This is a genomic window from Streptomyces sp. NPDC111656, from assembly GCF_055656965.1.
The window spans coordinates 213,687-236,230 of sequence record NZ_JBVKCA010000012.1; the positions used below are offsets into that span (position 1 = coordinate 213,687).

Consider the following 22,544-nt stretch of genomic DNA (forward strand, 5'->3'; position numbering starts at 1 on the left):
CTAAATCGATCTAGCAATAAGGCGTGAGCATTGAGTGCGACGAGCGTCGGCCGAGAGGGAACGCAAGTGCGGTGATGACTGGTTCGGCGCGGGTGACGTCGAACGAAGTCGCCGCGGCGAGCGGCATCGTGTGGGCGCTGCGCGTGGCCTCGTCCCGGATCGTCGTACTTGACGGGCCGTCAACTCGACGACAGCGGCGGCAGCTTGACCGACGGGTTCACCGCGCACATGGCCCCGCAGATCGGTCACCTCGCCGAGCGCGTCCGCGCCCGCACCACCATGGCGCTGCCCCTGCCGTCGCCGTGCCCCGAAGCGCCCGCGTGTTCCGAAGCCGAAGCGCCCTCCGGCGCGTGGAGGTGACCGCCGACGGGGCCGCCCGGTTCCGCAACTCGGCCCGGTGTCAACGCCGCTGAGGTCCGACGTCGCGCCGGTACAGCGTGCGCGCGTGCTGGTTGAAGGGCGCGGGCTGGACCGTGGCGCGGATGCGGGGGAATCCGAGGTCCGCGTTCGGGGCCGTCCCCGGTCCGGGGTGCTCGCCCCACACCACCGACACCTCGGTGCCCGGCTCGGCGCACCGCTGGTCGATCAGGGTCAGCGACAGGACGGTGCCCACCGGATCGATGCTCGCGCTCTGGCAGGTGATGCCGACGAGCCCGGAGCCCGACTCCACCCGGTGCCGGGAGTAGCTGAGCACGAATCCGGGGTCGTCACCGAGGACCTTGCGCACGTCGTCGGCGTCGAAGACCAGCGTGACCTTCTTGCGCAGGACCTCGTCCTTGGCCTTGCGCAGGGCGTCGCGGCCGATGAAGTCGTGGTTGAACGAGATCATCTTGCCGTAGCCGAGTTCGTACGGGGAGCAGTAGTAGTCCTCGATGTTCTCCGAGAAGAAGCTGCCACCCAGGGGCCGTTGGCCCTCGATGCCGTACAAGGCGATGTGCCTGCGGTACGCGAGCAGCGCCGGGTCGCTGTAGATCCCGGGTACCGGCGACGGCACCCAGCCGCTCTCCACGCTGGGCGTGGCGTACGCGAGCGCGCCCACCTGGACCAGCCCGAAGGGCTCACCCGCCCGCAGCAGTGCCTCCCGCACCGCCTCGGCGTGCTCCCACGCGCCGATGAACTCGTAACCGGCCTGCCCCGCCATGCCGTGGCGCAGGGCGCGGAAGTCCCTTCCGTCCAGGGTGACGGGGGAGGAGTGGAAGAACTTGGTCGGCGGCAGCGGGCCCCCGAACGCGCGCTCCACGAGCTCGCTCGCCAGCGGTCCCTGGATCTGGTAGCGGAACAGCTTGGGGTCACCGCTCTTGCGGAACGCCGACGACGGGTCGGTGACGTAGGTGACGTCGTAGCCGCCCTGCTCCCCGTGGTACCGCACCCAGTGCTGGGCGGTGGGGATGCCGCTGAGCGTGTACGTGTTCTCCGCGTCGCGGGACAGGATGCCATCCGTGACGATGTTCCCGTCCCGGGTCACGGGTATGTACTGCTTGGCCTGACCCACGGCGAAGTTCTCGAAGTTGTTCGCACCCAGGTCCGCGAGCAGACGGGTGGCGTCGGGTCCCTCGATGAACATGTCGTACATGTGGTGCGAGAGGTTGAGAAGCGCGACGCCCTCGTGCCACGCGGCCTGTTCCTCGCGCCAGCCGGCGTACTCGCGGGCGACGACCTCGGGGGTCCAGGGCGCCGCGTTCGGCTTCCACAGCAGCTTGACGGGCGAACCGGCCCGGTCGATGCCGTCCTGAAGACTGGGGGATGCCATACGGCTCCTCTCATCACCGTCTGCCCGGGCGACTCGCCCCATCGAACCGGTAGTGCCGCGGCTCTGCACTAGATCGTTCTAGTTGCGTCGGCAGACGTGTCTGCTAAATCGATCTAGCGGGACCGTAACAGAGCGAATCCGGCGTTGGCGAGAGTCGTGCAATGATCTTCCGGAACGAACGTGGCCCGGCTGGATTAGGCTGCGCTGCGAGGCAGGAGTCGACGCCGGCGTCGATGGCGGCGCGGTACGACGACCGGGAGTGCGGTGATGGCTGGTTCGGGGCGGGTGACGTTGAACGACGTCGCCGCGGCGAGCGGCGTCTCGCGGGCGACCGTGAGCTTCGTGCTCAACGACGATCCGAACCAGACGATCTCACCGACCACCCGGGAGCGCGTACGGCAGGCCGCACGCGACCTCGGCTACGTACCGCACGGCATCGCGCGGGCGCTGCGCGAGGGCTCCTCCCGCATCGTCGTCCTCGACATCGGCTGGGGGCTGGAGGGCAACTACTCGCGCAGCTACATCCGGGGCCTCGACGACGAACTCGCCGCGCACGACCATGTGCTGCTCGTCCGGCACGGCCATGGCGCGCGGCACTCGACGCAGCAGGTCCTCGACACGATCACCCCGCGCGCCGTGCTCCGGTTCGCCGAGGCCTATCTGAGCGGCCACGAGCCCGACGCCGAGGACTGGAAGAACGGCTTCGCCGGGCATGCGGCCCTGCAGATCCGCTACCTCGCCGAGCGCGGCCACACGGCCATCGCCATGGCGCTGCCGGACAGCGACTCGCCGCTGACCGAGGTGCGTCTGCGCTTCGTCCATGAGACCGCGGACGTGCTGGGACTGCCGGCGATCACCCCCTTCGTGGTGCCGAGGCCAAGAGCGGCCGGTACCGTGGCTGTTGAGGCGTTCCGTGCGGTGCACGAGTCGGTGACGGCCGTCGCGGCCTTCGACGACGACGTTGCCCTGCGTACCCTGACCGCCCTGCACGACCTCGGTCTCACCGTGCCCGACGACATCGCCGTGATCGGCTTCGACGACACCGAGTACGGCGCCCTGATCACCCCCGCACTCACCACCGTCCACATCGACGCCGAAGCCCACGGGCGACTGGCCGCACGCACCGCCCTCGGGCTCGACACGGGCGGCATCACCCGGTCCCCGGGACGGGTGCTCGTCCGCGACTCGGCCTGACCCGGCCTGCTCCCCAGAGGGCCGTGACCTCCGTGGCGCTGGGGAACTCGACGCCGGTGAGGCGGCGCCCCTCCGGTCGGCACCGACTCACCACCTGCGGCAGCGGTCGGATGTTTCGGGTCATGGCTACGGGTAATGCGGAGGATATGGTGCAAATCGGCTACACGATGATGACCGAGCAGGCCGGCCCCCGCGACCTCGTAGAACACGTGATCGAGGCGGAGCGGGCGGCTTCGGCATCTCCGTCCCGTCCGTTCACTACTTCCCCTGGCTGGAGTCGCAGGGGCACGCCCCCTTACGCGTGGAGCGTGCTCGGCGCCGCCGCCCAGGCGACGGCGCGGATACCGCTCATGACGTACGTGACCTGCCCGACGACCCGCTGTCCCCCCGTCGTCGTCGCGCAGAAGGCGGCGACCGTGCGACTGCTCTCGGAGGGCCGGTTCCGGCTCGGGCTCGGCTCGGGCGGGAACTTCAACGGGCATGTGGTGGGCGGTGGTTGGCCCTCCCCACAGATCCGACCGGAGATGCTCGAAGAGGCCGTGGAGATCATCCGCGAGCTCTTCGGAGGCGGCGACGTGCATCACCGGGGCACGCACTTCGAGGTGGCGAACGCCCGGCTGCCCGTCCGCTACGACCCGGACCGGGAGGCCGCGGTGGCCCGCGCGCACGAACAGTTCCGCTGGGCTCTCGGCGGCTGGCCCGGCAACGCCGAACTGCCGGGCCCCTCGGGCTTCGAGGGCGCCACCCGGTACGTCACGCCGGAGGAGATCGCACCTCTGGTGCGGGTGGGCGGCGACCAGCAACTCCCGTTCATCGCCTGGGCCGAGAAGACCCTGCTGCCCGCCCTGCGCGAACTCTGACGACAACGCGACCCGCACACGGTTCGGCTCCGCTCCGCCGGTGCCGGGCCCGACCAGGAGACGTGAGAGGACACCATGAACAGCACGGCGCACCACACCGACCCCGCGCACAACACCTCGTCATCCCCCGACCCGGCCGATCGGTCGGCCTCTTCCCCGGAGCTGGTGCAGGTCGTCCTGGACGCCTGCTCCCTCGCGGACGCGGACACCGTGTTGCGCGTCCTGGGTACACGCTTCGCCGAGGAGAGCGGTCACGACATGCCACGGCACGACAGCACCGCGCGGTCCGACACCTGGACGGGAGCCTTCCTCGTCGGGCGGGACGCGCGCGACGCCGCGCTCCCGTCCGACCTCTCCCTGAACGGTTCCGTCACCGTGGAGCTCCAAGGCGGTCCCGTGGCGGTCGACCGGCTGCGGCAGACCCTCACGTCCGCCTTCGGCGTCCAGGTGTCCGGGTCCGCCTCCGGCGACCAGGAGATCGATCTACGGCTCCGGCTGACGCACGCGTAGGCCCGCCCGGGGAACGAGTCGCCCCTCGGACCCTCAGATCTCCTCCTCCATCCGGATCACGTCCCTGAGGTTCTCGTGCGCCTCTCCGGGCTCGCCCTCCTGGGCTTCGAGCAGAGCGGCGGCGATGGCGTCCAACTTGCGCTGGATCGCTCGCTCGGCCCGCAGTTCCGAATTCTTGAGCAGTGCGAGGAGCAGCAACGTCACCGCTGTCATGGAGTCGCCGGCGAGCAGGAGCCACTCCGTCGCGATTCCGGCGATGTGCACGGCGACGGTGAAGGAAACCAGCGCGAGGCAGAAGACGAAGAAGGCCGGTGAACTGGTCACCGTCGACACCGACTCGGCGAATCGTTCGAACCTGCCGCGTCCGGCACCGCCGCGGTCGGCGGGATGCTGAAGAGTCATGGTCCTGCGCGCCCTCCGTTGCGGGGTTCCGGCCCGAGCCGGGCGGAGCTTTTGGCGCGTCGCGGACCCTCCTCGGTGGCGTGGTCGCGCACGCCACCGAGACGGTCGCGCACGCCACCGAGACGAAGGGGCCCTCACCGGCATCGATCCCGGCACCGTCACATCAGTCCGGGGGGACGACCGAGGACCGCGCCCCGGGGCGCTGAAGGCCCTGCCCGGGGCGCCGACGACGGTGTCCGGGACGCCCGGGCCGTCGTCCTCAGTGCTTGGTCCGCTGGCGGATCTGGCCCGCGGCCCTTTCGGTCATCTCCTGGGCCTTTCCGCGCAGCTGTTCGCCGCGGCCCGCCCTCTGCATGGACTTGTCGCCCAGGGCTTTGCCGAGGGTCTCCCTCATCTTGCCCCTGAGCTGCTTCGTTCTGGCATTGCCCTTCATCATCACAGTCGCTTTCCTCGAGGCCGCCGACGAGTGGGGTGCGGCGACATGCCTTTCTTCACCGTGTGGCCAGGAGGTGGACACCGCAAACCGGCATACGCGATTTCACCGTTCGGGTCACGGACACGGACCCGGGCGTCCCCCTCCTGACGCCACGGATCCCACGGACCGACGGGTCCGTTCCGCGCACCGTCCCGTACGGCGGTCCGGCGGGATCCGGCGCACCTCTTGCACGGCCCCGCTGTTGCTGATGTCATATTCAGTCGCAGGGCGGTGACTTTGGCTGATTACGCTTTCGGGTGATCCGAAAGTTTCGGCTACCTTGTGGCTGCACAGATGTTGATGCCTAAACAAGGCCTGCGTCTATGCCCTTCCCCGGTCTCGGTCGTGTCGATTCATCCCGCATGCCCGTTTCCCGACTCGCCCTCGTTCCGAGCGGAGTTCGTGTGACCCGACATCGCGTCATGGCATGGACGAGCAGTCCTCTCTCCACCGGTCCTGGTGGCGAGGTCTCCACCGGTCCCGGTGGCGAGGCGGTCCGCACCACCCCGTAGGTGCCGCCGGTTTCGAACGGACCGCCGCCGGGGCGTCACGCCGTGGACGGCGGGTGGCTCTCCGGCTCGATGAATGTCGTGCACCTGCCCGCCTGAGGGTCCTTCGAGCCCGCCGGGCGTTCCCCATCACAGCTGAGTGAAAGCCCCCCAAACTCCGTGACCATTCAACTGTACGAGGGCCGACCGGCCGGTCGGCATGCCGCCGTACCTCCCGGCAGCCTGCTCCGCCGGGTCTACGCACCGCGGGCCTTCGACGCACTCGCCTTCTCCATGTCGACGTACGCCATGCCGCTCCTGGTGCTGGCCACGACCGAATCCGCCTCGCTGACCGGACTGGCCTTCGCGCTGGAATGGATACCGCGGGTGGCGGCCTTCGGCCTCGCCGGTGACCTGGTCGACCGGCGTGGAGCCGCCATCGTGTTCTTCCTCGCCTCCTTGGCGCGCGCGGTCCTCGTGGCCGGCGGGAGCGTCGCGCTGATGATGCTGGAACAGGGGACGGCGCAGACACTCGTCGTGATGGCGCTGGCCGCCGCGACGGGCACCCTGACGCAGTTCAGCTTCATCGCCAACGAAGCCGTGGGCGCGATCGTGAGCCGCCGTGCGGACACCCAGGCACACAAGGTTCAGGCCGTCCTGATCGGCATCGACCAGACGGCGACGCTCACCGGACCCGCGCTCGGCGGCGTCCTGCTGCTGGCGGGGCCGACCCATATGCTCGCCGTGCTGAGCGTGCTGTCGTGCCTGGCGGCGGCCCTCGCCCTGCAGACCCCGCCGACCCCCCTACGCGGCTCCCAGCCCGGCACCACACAGCGGGGAGCGGGCCTCAAGACGGGCTGGCGGACGCTGCGTTCGCTGCCCGCGCTCGGCTGGCTGGTGGGCGGCCTGACCGTCTCCAACCTCGCGCTCGGGCTGCTCCAGTCCGCCAGCCCGATCATCGTCGTCGAGCGCTTCGGTCTGTCCCCGGCGGCCGTCGGCACCCTCTGGTCGGCAGCCGCGGCCTCCACGCTCCTGACGGTCACCGTCTGCCGTTTCGCGCTCAACCGGCTGGGCCTGTGGGGAGTCGGCGTGGTGTGCTCCACCGTCGCGTCCGCGGCCTGTCTCGCCCTGGCGCACGCGCCCACGTACACCGCGTACGTCGTCCTCATGGCGCTGTTCATGGCGGGCGACGGCGGCCTGACCGTCGTCCTGCGCACGCTGCGCTCCCTGCTCATCCCGGCCGCGGTCTTCGGCAGCACCCTCTCCCTGACCATCCTGCTTCTGCTGCTGCCCTTCCCGCTCGCGGGCATCGTGGTCGCCCTCACCTCGCCGTGGGCCCTCGACTACGTCATCGCGGTGTGCGCCGCGCTGCAGGCCGTCGCCCTCGGTCTCGCCTTCCTGCGTCTGCGCACCGACCCGGTCCTGCGCACTCCGGGCAAACCAGCGCAGGTCACGGCCTGAACCACTGCCTGAGGCAACGGGCGCCCCGCGGCGTCCCGTTCGTGCGGCCTGGGGTAGGGTCTGGCACCGGTTCGTAGCCACTGAAGGGCTACGAAACGGTGGCGGGGAGCGTCGAAGGGCTGCGAACGGTGGAATCCCACATGGGGGACGGCGGATCCATGGACGTGGACGACACGCGGTTGGAGGCGATGACCGCGCAGCCGCTGCTGACCCGGGACTACGAGACGCGCCCCGCGCTCGTCTACGAGCGGCTGAGGCAGCGGCACGGCCCGGTCGCGCCGGTCGATCTGCTGGGCGTACCGGCGTGGTTGGTGCTGGGGTACCGCGAGTCGCTTCAGGTCCTCCAGGACGACGACGCGTGGCCCAAGGGGCTGGAGAACTGGCGGGCCCGGTCGGAGGGCAGGGTTCCCGCCGACTGGCCGCTCGGACCCTCCCTGGAGGTGAACCACGTACTGATCCAGGGCGGTCCCGGCTACCAGCCGCTGCGGACGGCGTGGGACGCGGCGCTCAAGCCCTTCCAGGATCCGCGCCATCCGCAGACCAAGCGGCTGAAAGCGGCCGTCACCGCCCATGCCGACGAGCTGATCACCCTGTTGGGACAGGGTGGCGGCACGGGCGTGGCCGACCTGTCCGCGCAGTTCGCGCGACCGCTGCCGCTGATGGTGGCAAGCCATCTGCTCGGTTTCCCCGGCTCGCAGGGCGACGACGCGCTGATGGACATGTGGCGGGTCCTCGACGCGGGGCCGGACGCGGAACCCGCCCTGGAACGCCTGCTGGAGACCCTGGTGGAGCTGGCGGCGGCCAAGCGGACGCGGCCGGGCGACGACTTCCCCTCCTACCTGCTGGCCGCTCACCCCGACCTCTCCCTCGACGCGCTCGCCCGTGAGCTGTTCATGCTGCTCGGCATGACGTCCGACCACGTCGGCATCCTGATCTCCAACACCGTGGTCGAGGTCATCGCGGGGGAGGGCAGCGCACGGGCAAGTCTGTCCGCCGGGATGGTCAGGGAGACCATGAACCGGGTCGTCATGCGCAAACCGCCGCTGGTGAACTTCGTACCGAGGTTCGCAGCCAAGGACACTCCGCTCGGCAACTACACGATCCGCGAAGGCGATCCGGTCTGGGTGTCCTCCGCCGCCGCGCACGCCGATCCCGTCTTCGCCGACCACGCGGTGGCCAACACGACGATCAGCAGCCGGGCGCACCTCGCGTGGGGCGCGGGCCGACGCCAGTGCCCGGCACGCGAGCTGGCGTCCACGGTCGCGGCGGCGGGGGTGAGCCGCTTGTTCGAGCGCTTCTCCCACCTGGAACTCGCGCTCCCGGTGGACCAACTGCCCTGGCGCTCCTCCCCGTTCATGCGAGGCCTGCGATCGCTGCCCGTACGTTACGAACTCGCCTCGCCGGTCGCCCCGTCGGCGCCGGAAGGGCAGGTGCGCGCCGCGGGCCCGGAGTCCGACACGCCCGACGCGTCCGGGACGGTGGAGGCGGACCAGGCCGTCCAGCGCCGCTCGTCGCTCTGGCGCTACCTGACGGGCCTGATCCGGACGGGCCGTTGAGCCGCCACCATCCGCACCGCCCCCGCCGCCTTAAGAGCCGATTGCTGGGGGAGGTGTGCGCCCGGGCGCGGCAGGCCGGGTTCATCGTGCTGCGCGGAACTCCCTGTTGCGCGCCGCTCCCTTGGTGAAGCGCTCCGGACAGGGCCCCGCGCCGCCGTGATGGGACACCGGGCCCAGCGGATCGCCGCGGTCGGCGGCGCGCGCCTGCCGACGGACCTGGCCGAGCTGACCACCCCTGTGAATTCGAGATCGCCGAGCCGGTGGCGGAGGGACTGAGCGACCAGGCCGTCGCGGCGCGGCTGCACCTCAGCCGCCGTACGGTCGAGACGCATCTGTCCGCCGTCCACCGCAAGAGCGGGATACCGTCCCGCTCGGCCCCGGCCGGCCTGATGACACGCGCCGCCCTCGGCACGGCGGGCTGAACGGGCGGGGTCACAGGGACAGTTCCAGCACGAGCGGGCGATGGTCCGAGATCCCCGTCGCGGGCGTGCGCGCTCCGCTCGCCGCTGCCACGCCGACGCCGTTCGCGAGCACATGGTCGAACTGCACGACCGGGCGGTGCGCGGGATAGGTCGGGGTGCGGGCCAGATCGAACCAGCCGCGGGGCGACGGTGGGGTGCGGGTCTTCCCGGGAGCGTTCAGCACGACCCTGGGCAGGGCGCCGATCAGGTTGAAATCGCCCAGCAGGACATGAGGTGAGGGAAGGTCGGCGATCCAGTCTCGGACGGCGAGCAGCTGTGCGACGTTCCAGCCCGGTACGAACGACAGGTGCACCGCCACCGCCGTGAACGGACCGCCCGGTGCCTCCAGTACGGCGGCCAGCGCGGCGCGCGGCTGGTCCCGGACCAGGGTGAGCCCGGGCCGCCCGGCCATCCGCAGGGGCATACCGAGGGGCGCGGGAGCCAACCGCCGGGCCCGCCAGTCCCGTACCGGAAAGCGGGACAGCAACGCGATCCCGTGCGAGGGGACGTCCGTGGCCGAGTCGGCGTCCTGCGGGCCGTACACCCGTAGCCCCGGCTCGGTCGGGTCGAGGACCCACCCCCGGTCCGCTGTGGAACGGGCGTGGCACGCGCTCGCGTAGCGCCAGTGCTTCAGCCCCGCCGCGTCGGCGGCGATCGACGCCTGGTCGACGCCGCCCGATCGCTCCTGGAGGCGGTCCAGTTCCTGCAACGCCAGGACATCGGCGTCCAAAGAAAGGACGGCTCGGGCGAGCGGTCCTTCGGCCGGGTTCGCGGCGGGGGAGTGGGGAGGCCCTCCGTCCGGCAGCGGCCGGCCGTGCAGCACATTGAACGTCGCGAACCGCACCGGCCGACGGCGCGTGCCATGGTCCCGCTGATTCCGCTGATTCATCGTCAGGCCAGTGTCCCCCGTATCGGTCCGGTCCACGGGAACCGGCGTGAGCAGCTTCCCGTACCCGTGAACCCATGCCACCCTCGCCACCCGGACCGTCCGCCACCGGCCGAAAAGCGCCCCGAGTCGGGGTGAACATCCAGCAAGCAATAGCCATTTTCAGCCTTTGCTTTGTCATCTCCATGACAAAACTGTGCATGCGATGCCAGTCTGCTCTTGAACGTTCACCGTTCCTTCACACCCCCCACCTGTCGCGCGCCGCCGAGTTCCGTCACACCCCTCGTGGGTCACCTCGTGCAGCGCCCTTCCCTGCTCAGCGCGTTGCCAGTCGGCCACACCCTGCCGGCCCGCTCTCTCGGCCTCGACCACGGGCCGATCGTCGCCAGAAGGAGAAGCCCTTGCTCCCGCCCGACCGCACCTCGCACCGACGCAGATACACCGCGGCGTTGGCGCTCACCGCCGCCGGCACGCTGCTCGCTGCCGGATTCCACACCGGCGTCGCGTCCGCGGCTCCCCGTGACCGCGGCCACGCGAAGATCGTCGCCACCCCTCGGGCCGCCGCGGCCTCGGCGAAACTGTCTCCCGCCGCGCATGCCGCGCTGCTCAAGAGCGCCACCGCCGCGGTCGGCGACACCGCGAAGATCCTCGACCTCGGCTCCAAGGAGAAGCTGATCGTCAAGGACGTCTCGAAGGACGCCGACGGCACCACGCACACCCGCTACGAGCGCACCTACGCCGGATTGCCGGTCCTCGGCGGCGACCTCGTCGTACACGTCAGGAACGGTCTGTCCACCGTGTCCGAGGCGAGCAAGGCCGACCTCAAGGTGCCGACCACCACCGCCCGCGTCACGTCCGCCACCGCCGCCCACAAGGCGCTCGCGATCGCGAAGAAGGCCGACGCCACGCGTCCCGCGGTCGACGGCGCTCCCCGCCTCGTCGTCTGGGCCGCCGGAGCCGAGCCGGTGCTGGCCTGGGAGTCGGTGGTCGGCGGCACCCAGGACGACGGCACGCCGAGCGAGCTCCATGTCATCACCGACGCCACCTCGGGCAAGGCCCTGTTCGACTTCCAGGCGGTGCGCACGGGCACGGGCACGGGCCAGTACAGCGGCTCGGTCCCGCTCAGCACCACGCCGTCCGGCTCCACGTACCAGCTGGTGGACGGCGACCGCGCGGGTCACCGCACCTACGACCTGAACCAGGGCACCTCAGGCACCGGCACCCTCTTCACGGATGACAACGATGTCTGGGGAGACGGCACCCAGAGCAACCGTCAGACGGCCGGCGTGGACGTCGCCTTCGGTGCCGCGGCCACCTGGGACTACTACAAGGACGTCTTCGGCCGCAACGGCATCCGCAACGACGGCGTGGCCGCCTACAGCCGGGCGCACTACGGCAACAGCTACGTCAACGCCTTCTGGTCCGACAGCTGCTTCTGCATGACGTACGGGGACGGCGCGAGCAACACGCACCCGCTGACCGCCCTGGATGTCGCCGCGCACGAGATGAGCCACGGCGTGACCGCCGCCACCGCGGGCCTCACCTACTCGGGTGAGTCCGGTGGCCTCAACGAGGCGACCTCGGACATCTTCGCCGCCGCGGTGGAGTTCCACGCCAACCTGTCCGCGGACGTCCCCGACTACCTGGTCGGCGAGAAGATCGACATCAACGGCAACGGCACCCCGCTGCGGTACATGGACAAGCCCTCCAAGGACGGGGCGTCCCGCGACAACTGGGACTCCTCGCTGGGCGGCCTCGACGTCCACTACTCCTCCGGACCGGCCAACCACTTCTTCTACCTGCTCTCCGAGGGCAGCGGTGCCAAGACCGTCAACGGGGTCTCGTACGACAGCCCGACCTACGACGGTGTACCCGTGACCGGCATCGGCATCGAGAACGCCCAGCGGATCTGGTACCGGGCCCTGACCACCTACATGACCTCCAGCACCAACTACGCCGGAGCCCGCACCGCGACCCTCCAGGCCGCCGCCGACCTCTTCGGCGCGTACAGCGACACCTACCTCGCCGTCGCTGCCGCCTGGGCCGGGATCCATGTCGGCGACAGGATCGCGCTGGGTGTCAACGTGGCGCCGATCGACGACCAGACCAGCGGTGTCGGCCAGCAGGTCTCCCTTCAGGCCAGTGCCTACACCACCAACTCCGGCGCGAGCCTGACCTATGCGGCCACCGGCCTGCCGGACGGCCTGACGATCAGCGACACCGGCCTGATCTCGGGAGTTCCCACCACCACCGGGACCAGCCCCGTGACCGTCACGGTCACCGACAGCACGGGAGCGTCCGTCTCGGTGAGCTTCACCTGGCGGGTGGCGAACATCTACGCCAACAGCACGCGGGTGGACATCCCCGACGCCGGAGCCGCGGTCGAGTCACCCATCACCGTCACCGGCCGGACCGGCAACGCCTCGGCCACCACCCAGGTCTACGTCAAGATCATCCACACCTACCGCGGTGACCTGACGGTCTCCCTCGTGGGCCCCGACGGCACCGTCTACTCGCTCCTGAACCACAGCGGGGGCAGCGCCGACGACGTCGACCAGACCTTCACGGTCGACGCCTCCGCGCAACCCGTCAACGGCACCTGGAAACTGAGGGTCCAGGACACCGCCTCGATCGACGTCGGCTACATCCAGCAGTGGCAGCTCACCCCCTGACCTGTCCGCCCGCCGACTTCGCCCGTCCGGCCCGCCCCGCGCGGTCCGGGCGGGCGAACCGTCCTCACCTCCGCTCGCCCCGGGGGGCGGGGGTGAGGACCAGCATCGTGACGTCGTCACGCACGGCGGTGCAGAACCGTAGGAGGTCCTCCCAGAGGCGGTCGGTGAGGTCGGCCGACCTCACCTGGGCCAACGTGGTCAGGCGCTCGGCCAGGGGATAGAAGGCGCCCGTCTCGTCCCGGCTCTCGGACACTCCGTCGGAGCCGAGGAACAGCCGGTCGCCGCGCTCCAGCCGGACGGTGCAGATCTGCGGCGGAGAGATGTCGAAGAATCCGAGCCCGAGGGGGGCTCCTGGTTCGAGAACGAGCTCGATGGCCCTGCCGTCGCGCAGCAGAAACGGATGCGGGTGTCCGCAGGACGTCAGACGCACCGCGTCCGCGTCGGCCGAGAACTCCAGCAGCAGAGCGGTAGCGAACAGTTCGGCGTGTGCGGTGTGGGCCGAGTCGACGACGAGCCGGCGATCGAGGCGGGCCGCGGCCGACTTCAGGTCGCCCTGGTCGAGCACGGTCTCCCGGAACGCCCCGAGGAGTGAGGCGACGGTCGAGACGGCCGACAGCCCGTGCCCCTGCACATCGCCCATCACCGCCCGCACACCGTACGGGCCGGCGCGCACGTCGAAGAAGTCGCCACCCACCAGTGTCTCGCGCTGCGCCGCCCGGTAGAACGCCGTGCAGCGCACCGGGCCGACGCGTTCGGGAAGCGGTGGCAGCACGGCGAGCTGGGCGGCCTCCGCGACGGTGCGTACCGTGACCAGATGGGCGTCGCGCCGACTGCGCACCAGGGAGATGGCGACACTCAGGATCGCGACGAACGTGATGGTCAGCAGGTCGGTGTTGCCCGGATGGTTGAGCTGGAGCGGCGGTACGTACAGGAACACGATGACGACGGCGCCGAAGACGGCCGTCGCCACGGGTCCGTAGGAGAGCACGGCCAGCGACGGGATGGCGCCCAGCAGGAAGCCGATGTCCAAGGGGTACCGACTCAGGAGTTCGGCGGTGCAGACCGCCACCAGCAGGGCGGGCGGCAGCACCCGCACCCAGCGCGGTGGTGGTGCTCCGCGCAGCCAGCCTTGGCTCTCCCAGCCGCGATGCCGGTGGTCGGCCGTGCCCATAGCACTCCTCCCTACCCCACCACGCTCCCCCTTCCGGCGGTCGTGCGCATCACGGTGGGCCGGGCGGGCCGCCGGACGCCGGACGATTTCCCTGTTCCGCGCGGAGAATTCCCGTGTTGGTTGAAAATCGCAATTCTCTGAGAATTCTCTCCGGGAAAAAGAGTGTCGGCGCGCGCTGAACGGACACCCGGTGTTTTCAAGCGCACCGCGACAGAGCTGGAGGATTTCTTCATGTACGAGAATCTGTGGGCCTACACTCCGACCAGCGGCCACACACCCGACGCGGATCTCACCGGGTACCGGGTGGAAGCGACCGATGGACACATCGGGAAGGTCGACAAGCACTCGGACGAGGTCGGTTCCCAGTACATCGTGGTCGACACCGGCATCTGGATCTTCGGCAAGGAGGTCCTGCTGCCCGCCGGGACGATCACCACGATCACCCACGAGGACAAGACCGTCCACGTCGCCCGGACGAAGGACGAAATCAAGTCGGCGCCGGAGTTCGACAAGGAGAAGCACCTCGGCGACCCGCATTACCGCGATCAGCTCGGCGGACACTACGGGTCCGGACACTGAGACCGCCGAGGCGTACGGCACCGACACCGGCGCCTGTGGCCCGGAACCTGGCGGCCCGGTCACCCGTGGGCGGCTAGGCGTGTGAGGCGTCGGTCGGGGAGCCGTCGGTCAGGGAGGTGGGGCGCTTGGAGAACCAGGAGCCGATCAGGGTGGGGAGCGAGGGGCCGCCGCGCAGGCACCAGAGGGCGATCACCGGGTCGCAGATCGCGCAGCCGAGCGACGAGTGCGTGGCGAACGGGATGATCGGGGCTCCCCGCAGGTAGTGCAGGGCGTCCCAGGCGGTGTGCAGCAGCCAGGCGACGCCGATCCAGACGTACGAGTCGAGGCCGCGGTAGGCGCAGTAGGTGACCGCGGCGGTGAAGACGAACTCCCAGGCGCCGAAACTGCCACTGCTGAGATAGGCGGCTCCGGCCCCGGCGACCATGACGGCGTTGAACCGCCGCCTCGCGGGCTCCCGGAGCAGGGACATGAGGAACGCGTAGAGAACACCGATGAGTACGGGTGCGACGAAGAGCATGAGCGAGACGCTACGAGGGTGATCGCGGCCCCGGCAGTGGCCGGAATGTCAGAGTGCGACGGGTTCTCGCCAGACGGCACCACCGAGAGTGTGACCCGCGATGGGACACTTCTCCCACAGGCGGAGTCGGAACACGGGAAGAGCTGTGATGCGCGGCCGAACGCGGACAAGGACCTCTGGCGCACCGGCGCGTGGACCGGTCGGGGCCGACACCGCCCTGGTGCCGGTCCGTCACTCGGACGCGGCGCGTGCGGCCGTGCTCGTCCTGCACGGGGGCCGGGCCGACAGCCTGGCCCCCTCACGACCCTGGAACGTGGCGGCGCTGCGGATGAGACCCGTGGTCCGGGCCGTTGCCGCGGCCGTGCCGGACGACGAGGTCTTCCTCGGGCAGGTGCGCTACCGGCTCCAGGGCTGGAACGGTTCACGGGCCGACCCCGTCGGTGACGTCCAGCGGGCACTCGCGGAACTCGCCCGCCGCGTGGGTGAGGTGCCGGTGATTCTCGTGGGTCATTCGATGGGCGGCCGGGCAGCCCTGCGCGTCGCGGCGGCGACACAGGTGGGGGGAGTGGTGGCGCTGGCGCCCTGGTGTCCGGAGGGCGAACCGGTGGCCCACCTCCAGGACAAGAAGGTGATCGCGCTCCACGGTGACCGCGACCGCGTCACCGATCCGTCGGAGTCGATCGCGTTCGTCCGCCGGGCCAGGGCGGCCGGCTCCCGCGCGGGTGTGCTGCTGGTCAAGCGCGGTGACCACGCCATGCTCCGACGGTACGGAACCTGGCACGGCGCCACGGGGGCGGCCGTCGCCGAACTGCTGCGGCCCACGGAGCCGCCCGGTGGACCGCTCGCCCGGGCGCTTTCGGAGGCAGACTCCGGCCTGCTCTGACCGGACCTGCCCTGAATCCGCACATCGGGACCGGACCGGGACCTGCGACTCCGGGACCCGTCGGAGTTGTCAACTCCCGGACCCGTCGGAGCCGTCAACTCCGGGAGCGGGCGCGGCGCGAGGAGTGAAATTCCGGTGCGCCGACCGCTGCGCGCTCCCTACACTCACCCCACAACGCGCGCTCACCGCACCTGCGGAACATCACGGCGCGCGTCCTGACGAGTGAGGGGAGCCGGGCCGTGCGTCACCGCACCGCTGTCGTCGTTCCCCCTTCGCGCTACGAGGTGATCCTCGTGTCTCCGGGTCCCCGGTGCCGGCTGCGCGGCCGACACCGGTGGTCCGTGACGAACATCTGACCTCTCTCCGCCCGTCACCGGGCAGATCGGCTCCGTACGCCCCGATGGGGATGTGCCGTGGCCAGAGGTCCCCGCACGGCCCGTGACACGACCGCGGGCCGCTTCGTCCGGGAAATCGCGCCGCCCCATCCGGATCATTCCGAAAGGCCATGGGCCGTGCGTACCGACCTGCACCGTCACCTCGACACCCCGCTCGCCGCCGTCCGCAACCTGGGCATCCTCGCCCACGTCGACGCCGGGAAGACCACCCTCACCGAGCGGATCCTGTACCTCACCGGGAGCACCCACAAGCGGGGCGAGGTCCATGACGGCACCACCGTCACCGACTTCGACCCCCAGGAACGCGATCGTGGCATCACCATCTTCGCCGCGGCCGTGAGCTGTACCTGGGACGCGCACCGGATCAACCTGATCGACACCCCGGGCCACGTCGACTTCTCCGACGAGGTGGCGCGCTCCCTGCGGGTGCTCGACGGCGCCGTGGCGGTCTTCGACGCCGTCGCGGGAGTCGAGCCGCAGAGCGAGGCGGTGTGGCGCCAGGCGGACCGGTACGGCGTGCCGAGGATCGCCTTCGTCAACAAGCTCGACCGCGCCGGTGCCGACCTCGACACCGCGGTCGAGTCGATCAGGGAGCGGCTGCATCCGGCCCCGCTGGTCGTCCAGTTGCCGATCGGATCGGAGGCCGGGTTCACCGGTGTGGTGGATCTGCCGCGCATGCGGTCACTGGTCTGGCCCGAAGGCCGTGACACGGTCGAGGAGGGCCCGGTGCCCGAGGCACTGAGGGACGCCGCGGAAGGCCGCCGCCGACAGCTGGAGGAATCGGTGGCGGAACTCCATCCCGGCGCGCTCGAGGAGTTCTGCGCGGAAGGGACGCTCTCCGCGCGGACCCTGACCGCCGCGCTGCGCGACCTGACCCGTTCCGGCGACGGCGTGGTGGTGCTGTGCGGCTCGGCCTACCGCAATCGCGGCATCGAGCCACTGCTCGATGCCGTGGTGGCCTACCTGCCTTCGCCGCTCGACGTGCCCGCGGTACGCGGCACCCGGGACGGTGGGGAACAGGAGCGGTTCGCCGACCCGGCGGCACCGTTCGCGGCACTGGTGTTCAAGGTGAACGGCACCGCCACGGGGCGGCTGACGTATCTGCGTGTCTATTCGGGCACGATCGGGAAGGGAGAGACGGTGTGGGACTCGGGCACGGGGCGCACCGAGCGCGTCGGCCGGATCCTGCGGGTGCAGGCCGACCGCCACGCCCCACTGGAGCGGGCGGTGGCGGGCGACATCGTCGCGGTGGTCGGTCTGAAGTCGGCCCGCGCCGGGTCGACCCTGTGCGCCCCCGGGGCTCCGTTGGTGCTCGAACCGCCGACCGTCGCCGATCCGGTCGTCTCGGTGGCCGTCGAGGCCGTCGGCAGCGCTGAGGCGGAGCAGTTGGTGTCCGCGTTGACGCGGCTGGTCGAGGAGGATCCCTCGCTGGTCGTGCGCACCGACCCCGAGACCGGCCAGCTGGTCCTGTCGGGCATGGGCGAACTGCATCTGGAGGTGGCGGTGGAGAAGATCCGGCTCGCCCACGGTCTGGACGTCCGGGTCGGCCGGCCGAGGGTGGCCTACCGCGAGACGGTCGTCCGGGGAGTGTCGGGGCTGGTCCACCGGCACGTCAAACAGGACGGCGGCGCCGGTGAGTTCGCCCATGTCGTGCTCGACGTGGAGCCGCTGGACGAGGCCCCGGGCGACGGCGGGGGCGCGACACGCTTCGAGTTCCGCTCGACCGTCGTCGGCGGACGGGTGCCACAGGAGTACGTCCGGGCGCTGGAGGCCGGGTGCCGTGACGCGCTGGCCGACGGGCCGCTCGGCGGGCACCCGGTCACCGGGGTGCGTGTCGTCCTCACCGATGGAGCGACCCATCCGAAGGACTCTTCGGAGCGGGCGTTCCGGACGGCCGGCCGGTTCGCGCTGCGGGAGGCACTGCGCGCCTGCGCGATGGTTCTGCTGGAACCGGTGGCGGAGGTCACGGTCACCGTGCCGGACGACGCCGTGGGCGGGGTCCTCGGTGACCTGGCGGCGCGACGCGGGCAGGTCTCGGGCTCCGTCGCGCGGGCGGGCGTCGTGGTGATCAGCGCGACCGTGCCGCTGGTCGAGCTGTTCGGCCATGCGACCCGGCTGCGCAGCCGGACGCGGGGCCGGGGAGTCTTCACCGCCCGGCCCGCCGGGTACGCCCCGGCACCGAGCACGGCGTCGACCGGGACTGCGGCCCGGTGACGCACAGGACGGTCCCGCCCGACTTCGGGCGGGACCGTCCCGCGGCGCCCCGGTCGCACGCTGCCCGGGGCGGGCGCGTCGGACGACCGCGGCGCGTCAGGCGACCGCGGGATCGAGCAGCCCGGTGCGAAGACGCTTGATGATGCGGGTGATCAGACGCGAGACGTGCATCTGCGAGATGCCGAGTTCCTCGCCGATCTGGGCCTGGGTGCGCTCCTCGACGAACCGCATGTGGATGATCCGACGCTGACGTTCGTCCAGTTCGGCGATCAGCGGGGCCAGGGACTGGAAGTCGTCGACGAGTTCGAGCGAGGGATCGTCCTCGCCGATGAAGTCCGCGAGAACGGTGTCCCCGTCCGCGCCGTCGTCCGCCGTGAGCGCGGCGTCGAGGGACGAGGAGTTGTAGCCGTTCGAGGCCTTGCGCGCCTCGACGACCTCCTCCTCGGAGAGGGACATCAGCGCGGCCAGCTCACGCGTGGTCGGGGTGCGGCCGAGGCGGGTGCGCAGTTCCTCCGTCGCCTTGGCGAGTTCGATCCGCGCCTCCTGAAGACGGCGGGGCACATGGACGGCCCAGCTGGTGTCGCGGAAGAAACGCTTGATCTCGCCGACGATGTACGGAACGGCGAAGGAGGTGAACTCGACCTCGCGGGTCAGCTCGAAACGGTCGATCGCCTTGATGAGCCCGATCGTGCCGACCTGGACGATGTCCTCCATCTCGTCCTGGTTGCGGCTGCGGAAGCGGGCCGCCGCGTACCGTACGAGGGAGAGGTTCATCTCGATGAGCGTGTTGCGCGCGTACTGGTAGTCGTGCGTGCCTTCCTCCAGCACGGCCAGCCGGTCGAAGAACTGACGCGACAACGCGCGCGCGTCCTTCGGGCTGATCTTCAGCGGCTCGTCGATCAGGGGGAGTACCTCCTCCTGTGCCGTTCCTGCCTGCTGTGCCGTGTTGGTTGCCTTCGCTGCCGTCACGGCTGCCATGCGGTCCACCCCAGTTCGTTCGAAGGAATTGAAGACAGAGGCCGTCTGCCCCGTCTCAAGCCAGTCATGCCACCCACACTCCGAAACCCGCGGAACGCCTCTGTTCCGCGGCCCGCCGGACGTGGCTCCCGTACTACTTCTCGCCGAAGCCCTCTGCCGGATGCACGCCGACGGCAACCGCCGCCGCCTACAGTGGGATCCGAGGTGAGCCAGTGGGCATGGAGCAGGGAGAAGACGGAGCGCGGTCGCCCCTCGTCCGAGACCGGGCGGAGCCGTTCGCGCACCCCGCGCTCCTGTACCGCTCCGAGCGGGAGTACGCGCAAGGCACGCTGCCGTTCGTGTCCGAGGGCCTCGCCACCGGTCTGCCCGTGGCGGTGGCGGCGCCTCCGTCCCGACTGGCGCTGCTCAAGGCGGAACTCGGACCGGCCGCCCACGAGGTCCGCTGGATCGACATGACACAGGCCGGCCGGAACCCCGGCCGGATCATCCCCGCCGTCCTGCGATCCTTCGCCGACGCCCACCCCGGACGTCCTGTGCGCATCATCGGGGAGCCGATCTGGTACGGCCGTACTCCGCTCGAGTACCCGGCCTGTGTCCAGCACGAAGCCCTCATCAACACGGCGTTCCACGGCCGCGACGCGACCATCCTGTGCCCGTACGACGCCCGAACCCTCTCCGACGACGTGCTCGCCGACGCACACGCCACGCACCCCGTGGTGATCAGCGACGGGCGGCCGGGCGTCAGCCACGCCTACGATCCCGGACGCGTCCTCGTGCGCTACAACGAGACCTTGCCGTATCCGCCGGGAGCGGCCACGGTCCGCTTCGCCGCCGGACTGCTGCCTGCCGCACGCGACTTCGCGCTGCGCGAGGCACGGGAGCGGGGGATGGAGCCGCCCCGGCTGCAGGATCTGAACCTCGTCGTCGCCGAGTTGACGACCAACAGCGTGGTGCACGGAGGCGGTTCGGGGACGCTGCGGATCTGGGCCGAGAGCGAGCAGATCGTCTGCGAGGTGCGTGACGAGGGACACCTGACCGACCCCCTGGCCGGCCGCCGCCCGGTGCGCCCGGACCAACTCGGCGGACGGGGCCTGCTCCTCGTCCACTTCCTGTCCGACCTCGTACGCGTCCACACCGCCGTGTCGGGAACGACCGTACGCAGCTACCTCGCCCGAAGATGACCGTGGTCGCTCTACTCGCCGCGGTGCCGCCAGTACCAGACCAGGACCGCGACGAGCCCGCCGAGGTAGACCAGGGGCAGGACCAGGCCCGGGACACGCGCCGCGTTCACGCGGCGGCTCCGACGGGAGAACAGGTCGATGCGGCCGGGGTGTGTGCCATTGCTGTCTGCTTTCGATGCGCTGCGGCCCGGGTGGTGGGCTCAATGATGACGGCAGGACCCGCGGTTCGGCCCCGTCCGGGCCGGCCGGACTCGCACCGATGCGCGAAGTTGTGTCGGCAGGATTCCTGGGGGCACTCGGACTCCACCACCACTTCGGAAGAGGAGCGTTCATGCTCGGAATCGTTGCGGCGATCGTGCTGTTCATCGCGTTCTTGATCAATGCCGCGGACCTCTCGACGAACGACGTCTTCACGTCGACCAACGTCATGCTCATAGGGCTGGCCCTGCTCGCCCTGCACGTCTCCGGCGTCGGCGGCGGCTGGGCGACCCGCGGCCGTAGGCGCTGACACCGTCGACACCGGCGTGTGGGTGTTCGGATATACCTGGCCCGGGTCGGCAGTTACCACCGAAGCCTGCCGCCCGGACAACTCGCCTGATGTCGTCGTCCCCGAGCGGACGACATAGCAGCCCAAGGAGCCCGAGTGACCTACGACGTCGGCGCGTTGCGCGCCCAGATCCCCGCCCTGCGGACCGGCATCGCCTATTTCGACGGTCCGGGCGGCACCCAGACGCCGGCGCCGGTCGGCGCGGCGATCGCCGACGCGCTCACCCGCCCGCTGTCGAACCGGGGGAGCGTCACGGCGGGAGAGGCGAACGCGGAGGCTCTCGTCAGGGAGTTCCGGCAGACCATGGCCGACCTGTTGGGCGGGGACCCCTCGGGAGTCGTCTTCGGCCGCAGCGCCACCCAACTCACGTACGACTTCTCCCGGGCGCTGGCCAAGGACTGGGCCCCCGGCGACGAGATCGTGGTGAGCCGTCTCGACCACGACGCCAACATCCGCCCCTGGGTCCAGGCCGCGGAGCGGACCGGCGCCCAGGTGCGATGGGCCGACTTCGATCCGGTCACCGGCGAACTCCCGCCCTCGGCCGTGGGCGAACTGCTCACCGAACGCACCCGGCTGGTCGCCGTCACCGCCGCCTCCAACCTGATCGGCACGCTCCCCGACGTCGCGGAGATCGCCCGTCTGGTCCACCGCACGGACGCACTGCTCTACGTCGACGGCGTGCACTACACGGCTCACGCGTTCGTGGACCTCGCACGGCTCGGCGCCGACTTCTTCGTCTGCTCGCCGTACAAGTTCCTCGGCCCGCACCACGGCGTGCTCGCCGCCGCTCCGGCCCTGCTGGAGACGCTGCGTCCCGACAAGCTGCTGCCCTCCTCCGACGCGGTCCCGGAGCGTTTCGAGCTCGGGACGCTGCCCTATGAGCTCCTCGCCGGCACCCGCGCCGCCGTCGACCTGCTCGCCGGGCTCGGGACCGGTCCGGCGGACGACCGGCGCGCCCGGCTGAGGTCCGCGTTCGTGTCGATCGAGCGGCACGAGCGAGCGCTGCGGGACCGGATGGAGAACGGCCTGGCCGCACTCGCGGGCGTCACGGTCCGCTCCCGGGCGGCCGACCGCACCCCCACCCTGCTCCTGACCTTCGACGACCGTCACACGGACGACGCCTACCGCTTCCTGGCGGCGCGGAGCGTGCACGCGCCCGCGGGAACGTTCTACGCGCTGGAGGCATCGCGCCACCTCGGCCTGGGCGACACCGGAGGCCTGCGCCTCGGACTGTCGCCGTACAACGACGAGGACGACGTGGAACGACTGCTGGAGGGCCTGGCGGCATTCCTGAAGTCGTGACCCCCGCGCCCCCCGACATCGCGACCACCGGCACTCCCTGGGCCGCGACCACCGGAACTCCG

General features: G+C 70.7%; 21 protein-coding genes. 14 read left to right on the top strand and 7 right to left on the bottom strand.

What is annotated here, in order from left to right; all coding sequences use genetic code 11:
• Nucleotides 1–168 precede the first annotated feature (168 nt).
• Nucleotides 169–360 carry a hypothetical protein gene (locus tag ACZ7M3_RS31715; protein ID WP_472067634.1) on the top strand — a complete coding sequence of 64 codons (192 nt, stop codon included), beginning with the start codon at nt 169–171 and terminating at the stop codon, nt 358–360.
• Nucleotides 361–400: 40 nt separating this feature from the next.
• On the opposite strand, the gene ACZ7M3_RS31720 is transcribed toward ACZ7M3_RS31715, so the two are convergent.
• Nucleotides 401–1,750, bottom strand: coding sequence for an aminomethyl transferase family protein (locus tag ACZ7M3_RS31720; RefSeq protein ID WP_472067636.1), 1,350 nt, complete (start codon nt 1,748–1,750; stop codon nt 401–403).
• A 267-nt stretch (nt 1,751–2,017) separates the two neighbouring features.
• Here ACZ7M3_RS31720 and ACZ7M3_RS31725 point away from each other — a divergent pair, with 267 nt between their 5' ends.
• The 3 genes from ACZ7M3_RS31725 (at nt 2,018) to ACZ7M3_RS31735 (ending at nt 4,314) form a co-directional block, all read left to right on the top strand.
• The gene (locus ACZ7M3_RS31725; RefSeq protein ID WP_472067638.1) at nt 2,018–2,944 is read left to right on the top strand and encodes a LacI family DNA-binding transcriptional regulator; all 927 of its coding nucleotides are present in this window, start codon (nt 2,018–2,020) and stop codon (nt 2,942–2,944) included.
• A gap of 146 nt (nt 2,945–3,090) precedes the next feature.
• Entirely contained in the window at nt 3,091–3,804 is a 714-nt protein-coding gene (locus ACZ7M3_RS31730; protein WP_472067640.1) for an LLM class flavin-dependent oxidoreductase, read from the top strand.
• A gap of 75 nt (nt 3,805–3,879) precedes the next feature.
• Nucleotides 3,880–4,314 carry a hypothetical protein gene (locus tag ACZ7M3_RS31735; protein ID WP_472067642.1) on the top strand — a complete coding sequence of 145 codons (435 nt, stop codon included), beginning with the start codon at nt 3,880–3,882 and terminating at the stop codon, nt 4,312–4,314.
• A gap of 33 nt (nt 4,315–4,347) precedes the next feature.
• Here the strand turns inward: ACZ7M3_RS31735 and ACZ7M3_RS31740 are convergent, their stop codons facing one another.
• Together ACZ7M3_RS31740 and ACZ7M3_RS31745 are read right to left on the bottom strand one after the other, a co-directional pair.
• The gene (locus tag ACZ7M3_RS31740) at nt 4,348–4,716 is read right to left on the bottom strand and encodes a low affinity iron permease family protein (RefSeq protein WP_351301466.1); all 369 of its coding nucleotides are present in this window, start codon (nt 4,714–4,716) and stop codon (nt 4,348–4,350) included.
• A gap of 259 nt (nt 4,717–4,975) precedes the next feature.
• Nucleotides 4,976–5,152: a CsbD family protein gene (locus ACZ7M3_RS31745; RefSeq protein WP_079065332.1), complete on the bottom strand. Its 177-nt coding sequence runs from the start codon at nt 5,150–5,152 to the stop codon at nt 4,976–4,978.
• Between the two features lie 707 nt (nt 5,153–5,859).
• Between ACZ7M3_RS31745 and ACZ7M3_RS31750 the strand changes: the two genes are divergently transcribed.
• From ACZ7M3_RS31750 to ACZ7M3_RS31760, 3 genes are all read left to right on the top strand, one after another.
• Entirely contained in the window at nt 5,860–7,140 is a 1,281-nt protein-coding gene (locus ACZ7M3_RS31750) for an MFS transporter (RefSeq protein ID WP_351301462.1), read from the top strand.
• Between the two features lie 140 nt (nt 7,141–7,280).
• Nucleotides 7,281–8,696 carry a cytochrome P450 gene (locus ACZ7M3_RS31755; protein ID WP_472067644.1) on the top strand — a complete coding sequence of 472 codons (1,416 nt, stop codon included), beginning with the start codon at nt 7,281–7,283 and terminating at the stop codon, nt 8,694–8,696.
• 248 nt (nt 8,697–8,944) lie between these two features.
• Nucleotides 8,945–9,118, top strand: coding sequence for a LuxR C-terminal-related transcriptional regulator (locus tag ACZ7M3_RS31760; RefSeq protein WP_472067783.1), 174 nt, complete (start codon nt 8,945–8,947; stop codon nt 9,116–9,118).
• A 10-nt stretch (nt 9,119–9,128) separates the two neighbouring features.
• Here the strand turns inward: ACZ7M3_RS31760 and ACZ7M3_RS31765 are convergent, their stop codons facing one another.
• The gene (locus ACZ7M3_RS31765) at nt 9,129–10,046 is read right to left on the bottom strand and encodes an endonuclease/exonuclease/phosphatase family protein (RefSeq protein ID WP_472067646.1); all 918 of its coding nucleotides are present in this window, start codon (nt 10,044–10,046) and stop codon (nt 9,129–9,131) included.
• 398 nt (nt 10,047–10,444) lie between these two features.
• Between ACZ7M3_RS31765 and ACZ7M3_RS31770 the strand changes: the two genes are divergently transcribed.
• Nucleotides 10,445–12,715 carry a M4 family metallopeptidase gene (locus ACZ7M3_RS31770; protein WP_472067648.1) on the top strand — a complete coding sequence of 757 codons (2,271 nt, stop codon included), beginning with the start codon at nt 10,445–10,447 and terminating at the stop codon, nt 12,713–12,715.
• Nucleotides 12,716–12,779: 64 nt separating this feature from the next.
• On the opposite strand, the gene ACZ7M3_RS31775 is transcribed toward ACZ7M3_RS31770, so the two are convergent.
• Entirely contained in the window at nt 12,780–13,886 is a 1,107-nt protein-coding gene (locus ACZ7M3_RS31775) for a PP2C family protein-serine/threonine phosphatase (RefSeq protein WP_472067650.1), read from the bottom strand.
• A gap of 231 nt (nt 13,887–14,117) precedes the next feature.
• On the opposite strand from ACZ7M3_RS31775, the gene ACZ7M3_RS31780 reads away from it, so the two are divergent.
• The gene (locus ACZ7M3_RS31780) at nt 14,118–14,465 is read left to right on the top strand and encodes a PRC domain containing protein (RefSeq protein WP_095856742.1); all 348 of its coding nucleotides are present in this window, start codon (nt 14,118–14,120) and stop codon (nt 14,463–14,465) included.
• Nucleotides 14,466–14,538: 73 nt separating this feature from the next.
• Here ACZ7M3_RS31780 and ACZ7M3_RS31785 read toward each other — a convergent pair whose 3' ends face one another.
• Nucleotides 14,539–14,982 carry a DUF6010 family protein gene (locus ACZ7M3_RS31785; RefSeq protein ID WP_472067652.1) on the bottom strand — a complete coding sequence of 148 codons (444 nt, stop codon included), beginning with the start codon at nt 14,980–14,982 and terminating at the stop codon, nt 14,539–14,541.
• A gap of 220 nt (nt 14,983–15,202) precedes the next feature.
• Between ACZ7M3_RS31785 and ACZ7M3_RS31790 the strand changes: the two genes are divergently transcribed.
• Nucleotides 15,203–15,865, top strand: coding sequence for an alpha/beta hydrolase (locus ACZ7M3_RS31790; protein WP_472067654.1), 663 nt, complete (start codon nt 15,203–15,205; stop codon nt 15,863–15,865).
• 512 nt (nt 15,866–16,377) lie between these two features.
• A complete protein-coding gene (gene fusA / locus ACZ7M3_RS31795) occupies nt 16,378–18,474 on the top strand; it encodes an elongation factor G (RefSeq protein WP_472067656.1) in 2,097 nt (698 codons plus the stop codon).
• Nucleotides 18,475–18,570: 96 nt separating this feature from the next.
• Here fusA and ACZ7M3_RS31800 read toward each other — a convergent pair whose 3' ends face one another.
• The gene (locus ACZ7M3_RS31800; RefSeq protein ID WP_472067658.1) at nt 18,571–19,452 is read right to left on the bottom strand and encodes an RNA polymerase sigma factor SigF; all 882 of its coding nucleotides are present in this window, start codon (nt 19,450–19,452) and stop codon (nt 18,571–18,573) included.
• A 218-nt stretch (nt 19,453–19,670) separates the two neighbouring features.
• On the opposite strand from ACZ7M3_RS31800, the gene ACZ7M3_RS31805 reads away from it, so the two are divergent.
• From ACZ7M3_RS31805 to ACZ7M3_RS31815, 3 genes are all read left to right on the top strand, one after another.
• Nucleotides 19,671–20,633, top strand: a complete 963-nt coding sequence (locus ACZ7M3_RS31805) for an anti-sigma factor RsbA family regulatory protein (RefSeq protein WP_472067660.1) — start codon at nt 19,671–19,673, stop codon at nt 20,631–20,633.
• A gap of 331 nt (nt 20,634–20,964) precedes the next feature.
• A complete protein-coding gene (locus ACZ7M3_RS31810) occupies nt 20,965–21,141 on the top strand; it encodes a hypothetical protein (RefSeq protein ID WP_095856747.1) in 177 nt (58 codons plus the stop codon).
• A 135-nt stretch (nt 21,142–21,276) separates the two neighbouring features.
• Nucleotides 21,277–22,482, top strand: coding sequence for a cysteine desulfurase-like protein (locus ACZ7M3_RS31815; protein WP_472067662.1), 1,206 nt, complete (start codon nt 21,277–21,279; stop codon nt 22,480–22,482).
• The last annotated feature ends 62 nt before the right edge of the window (nt 22,483–22,544 follow it).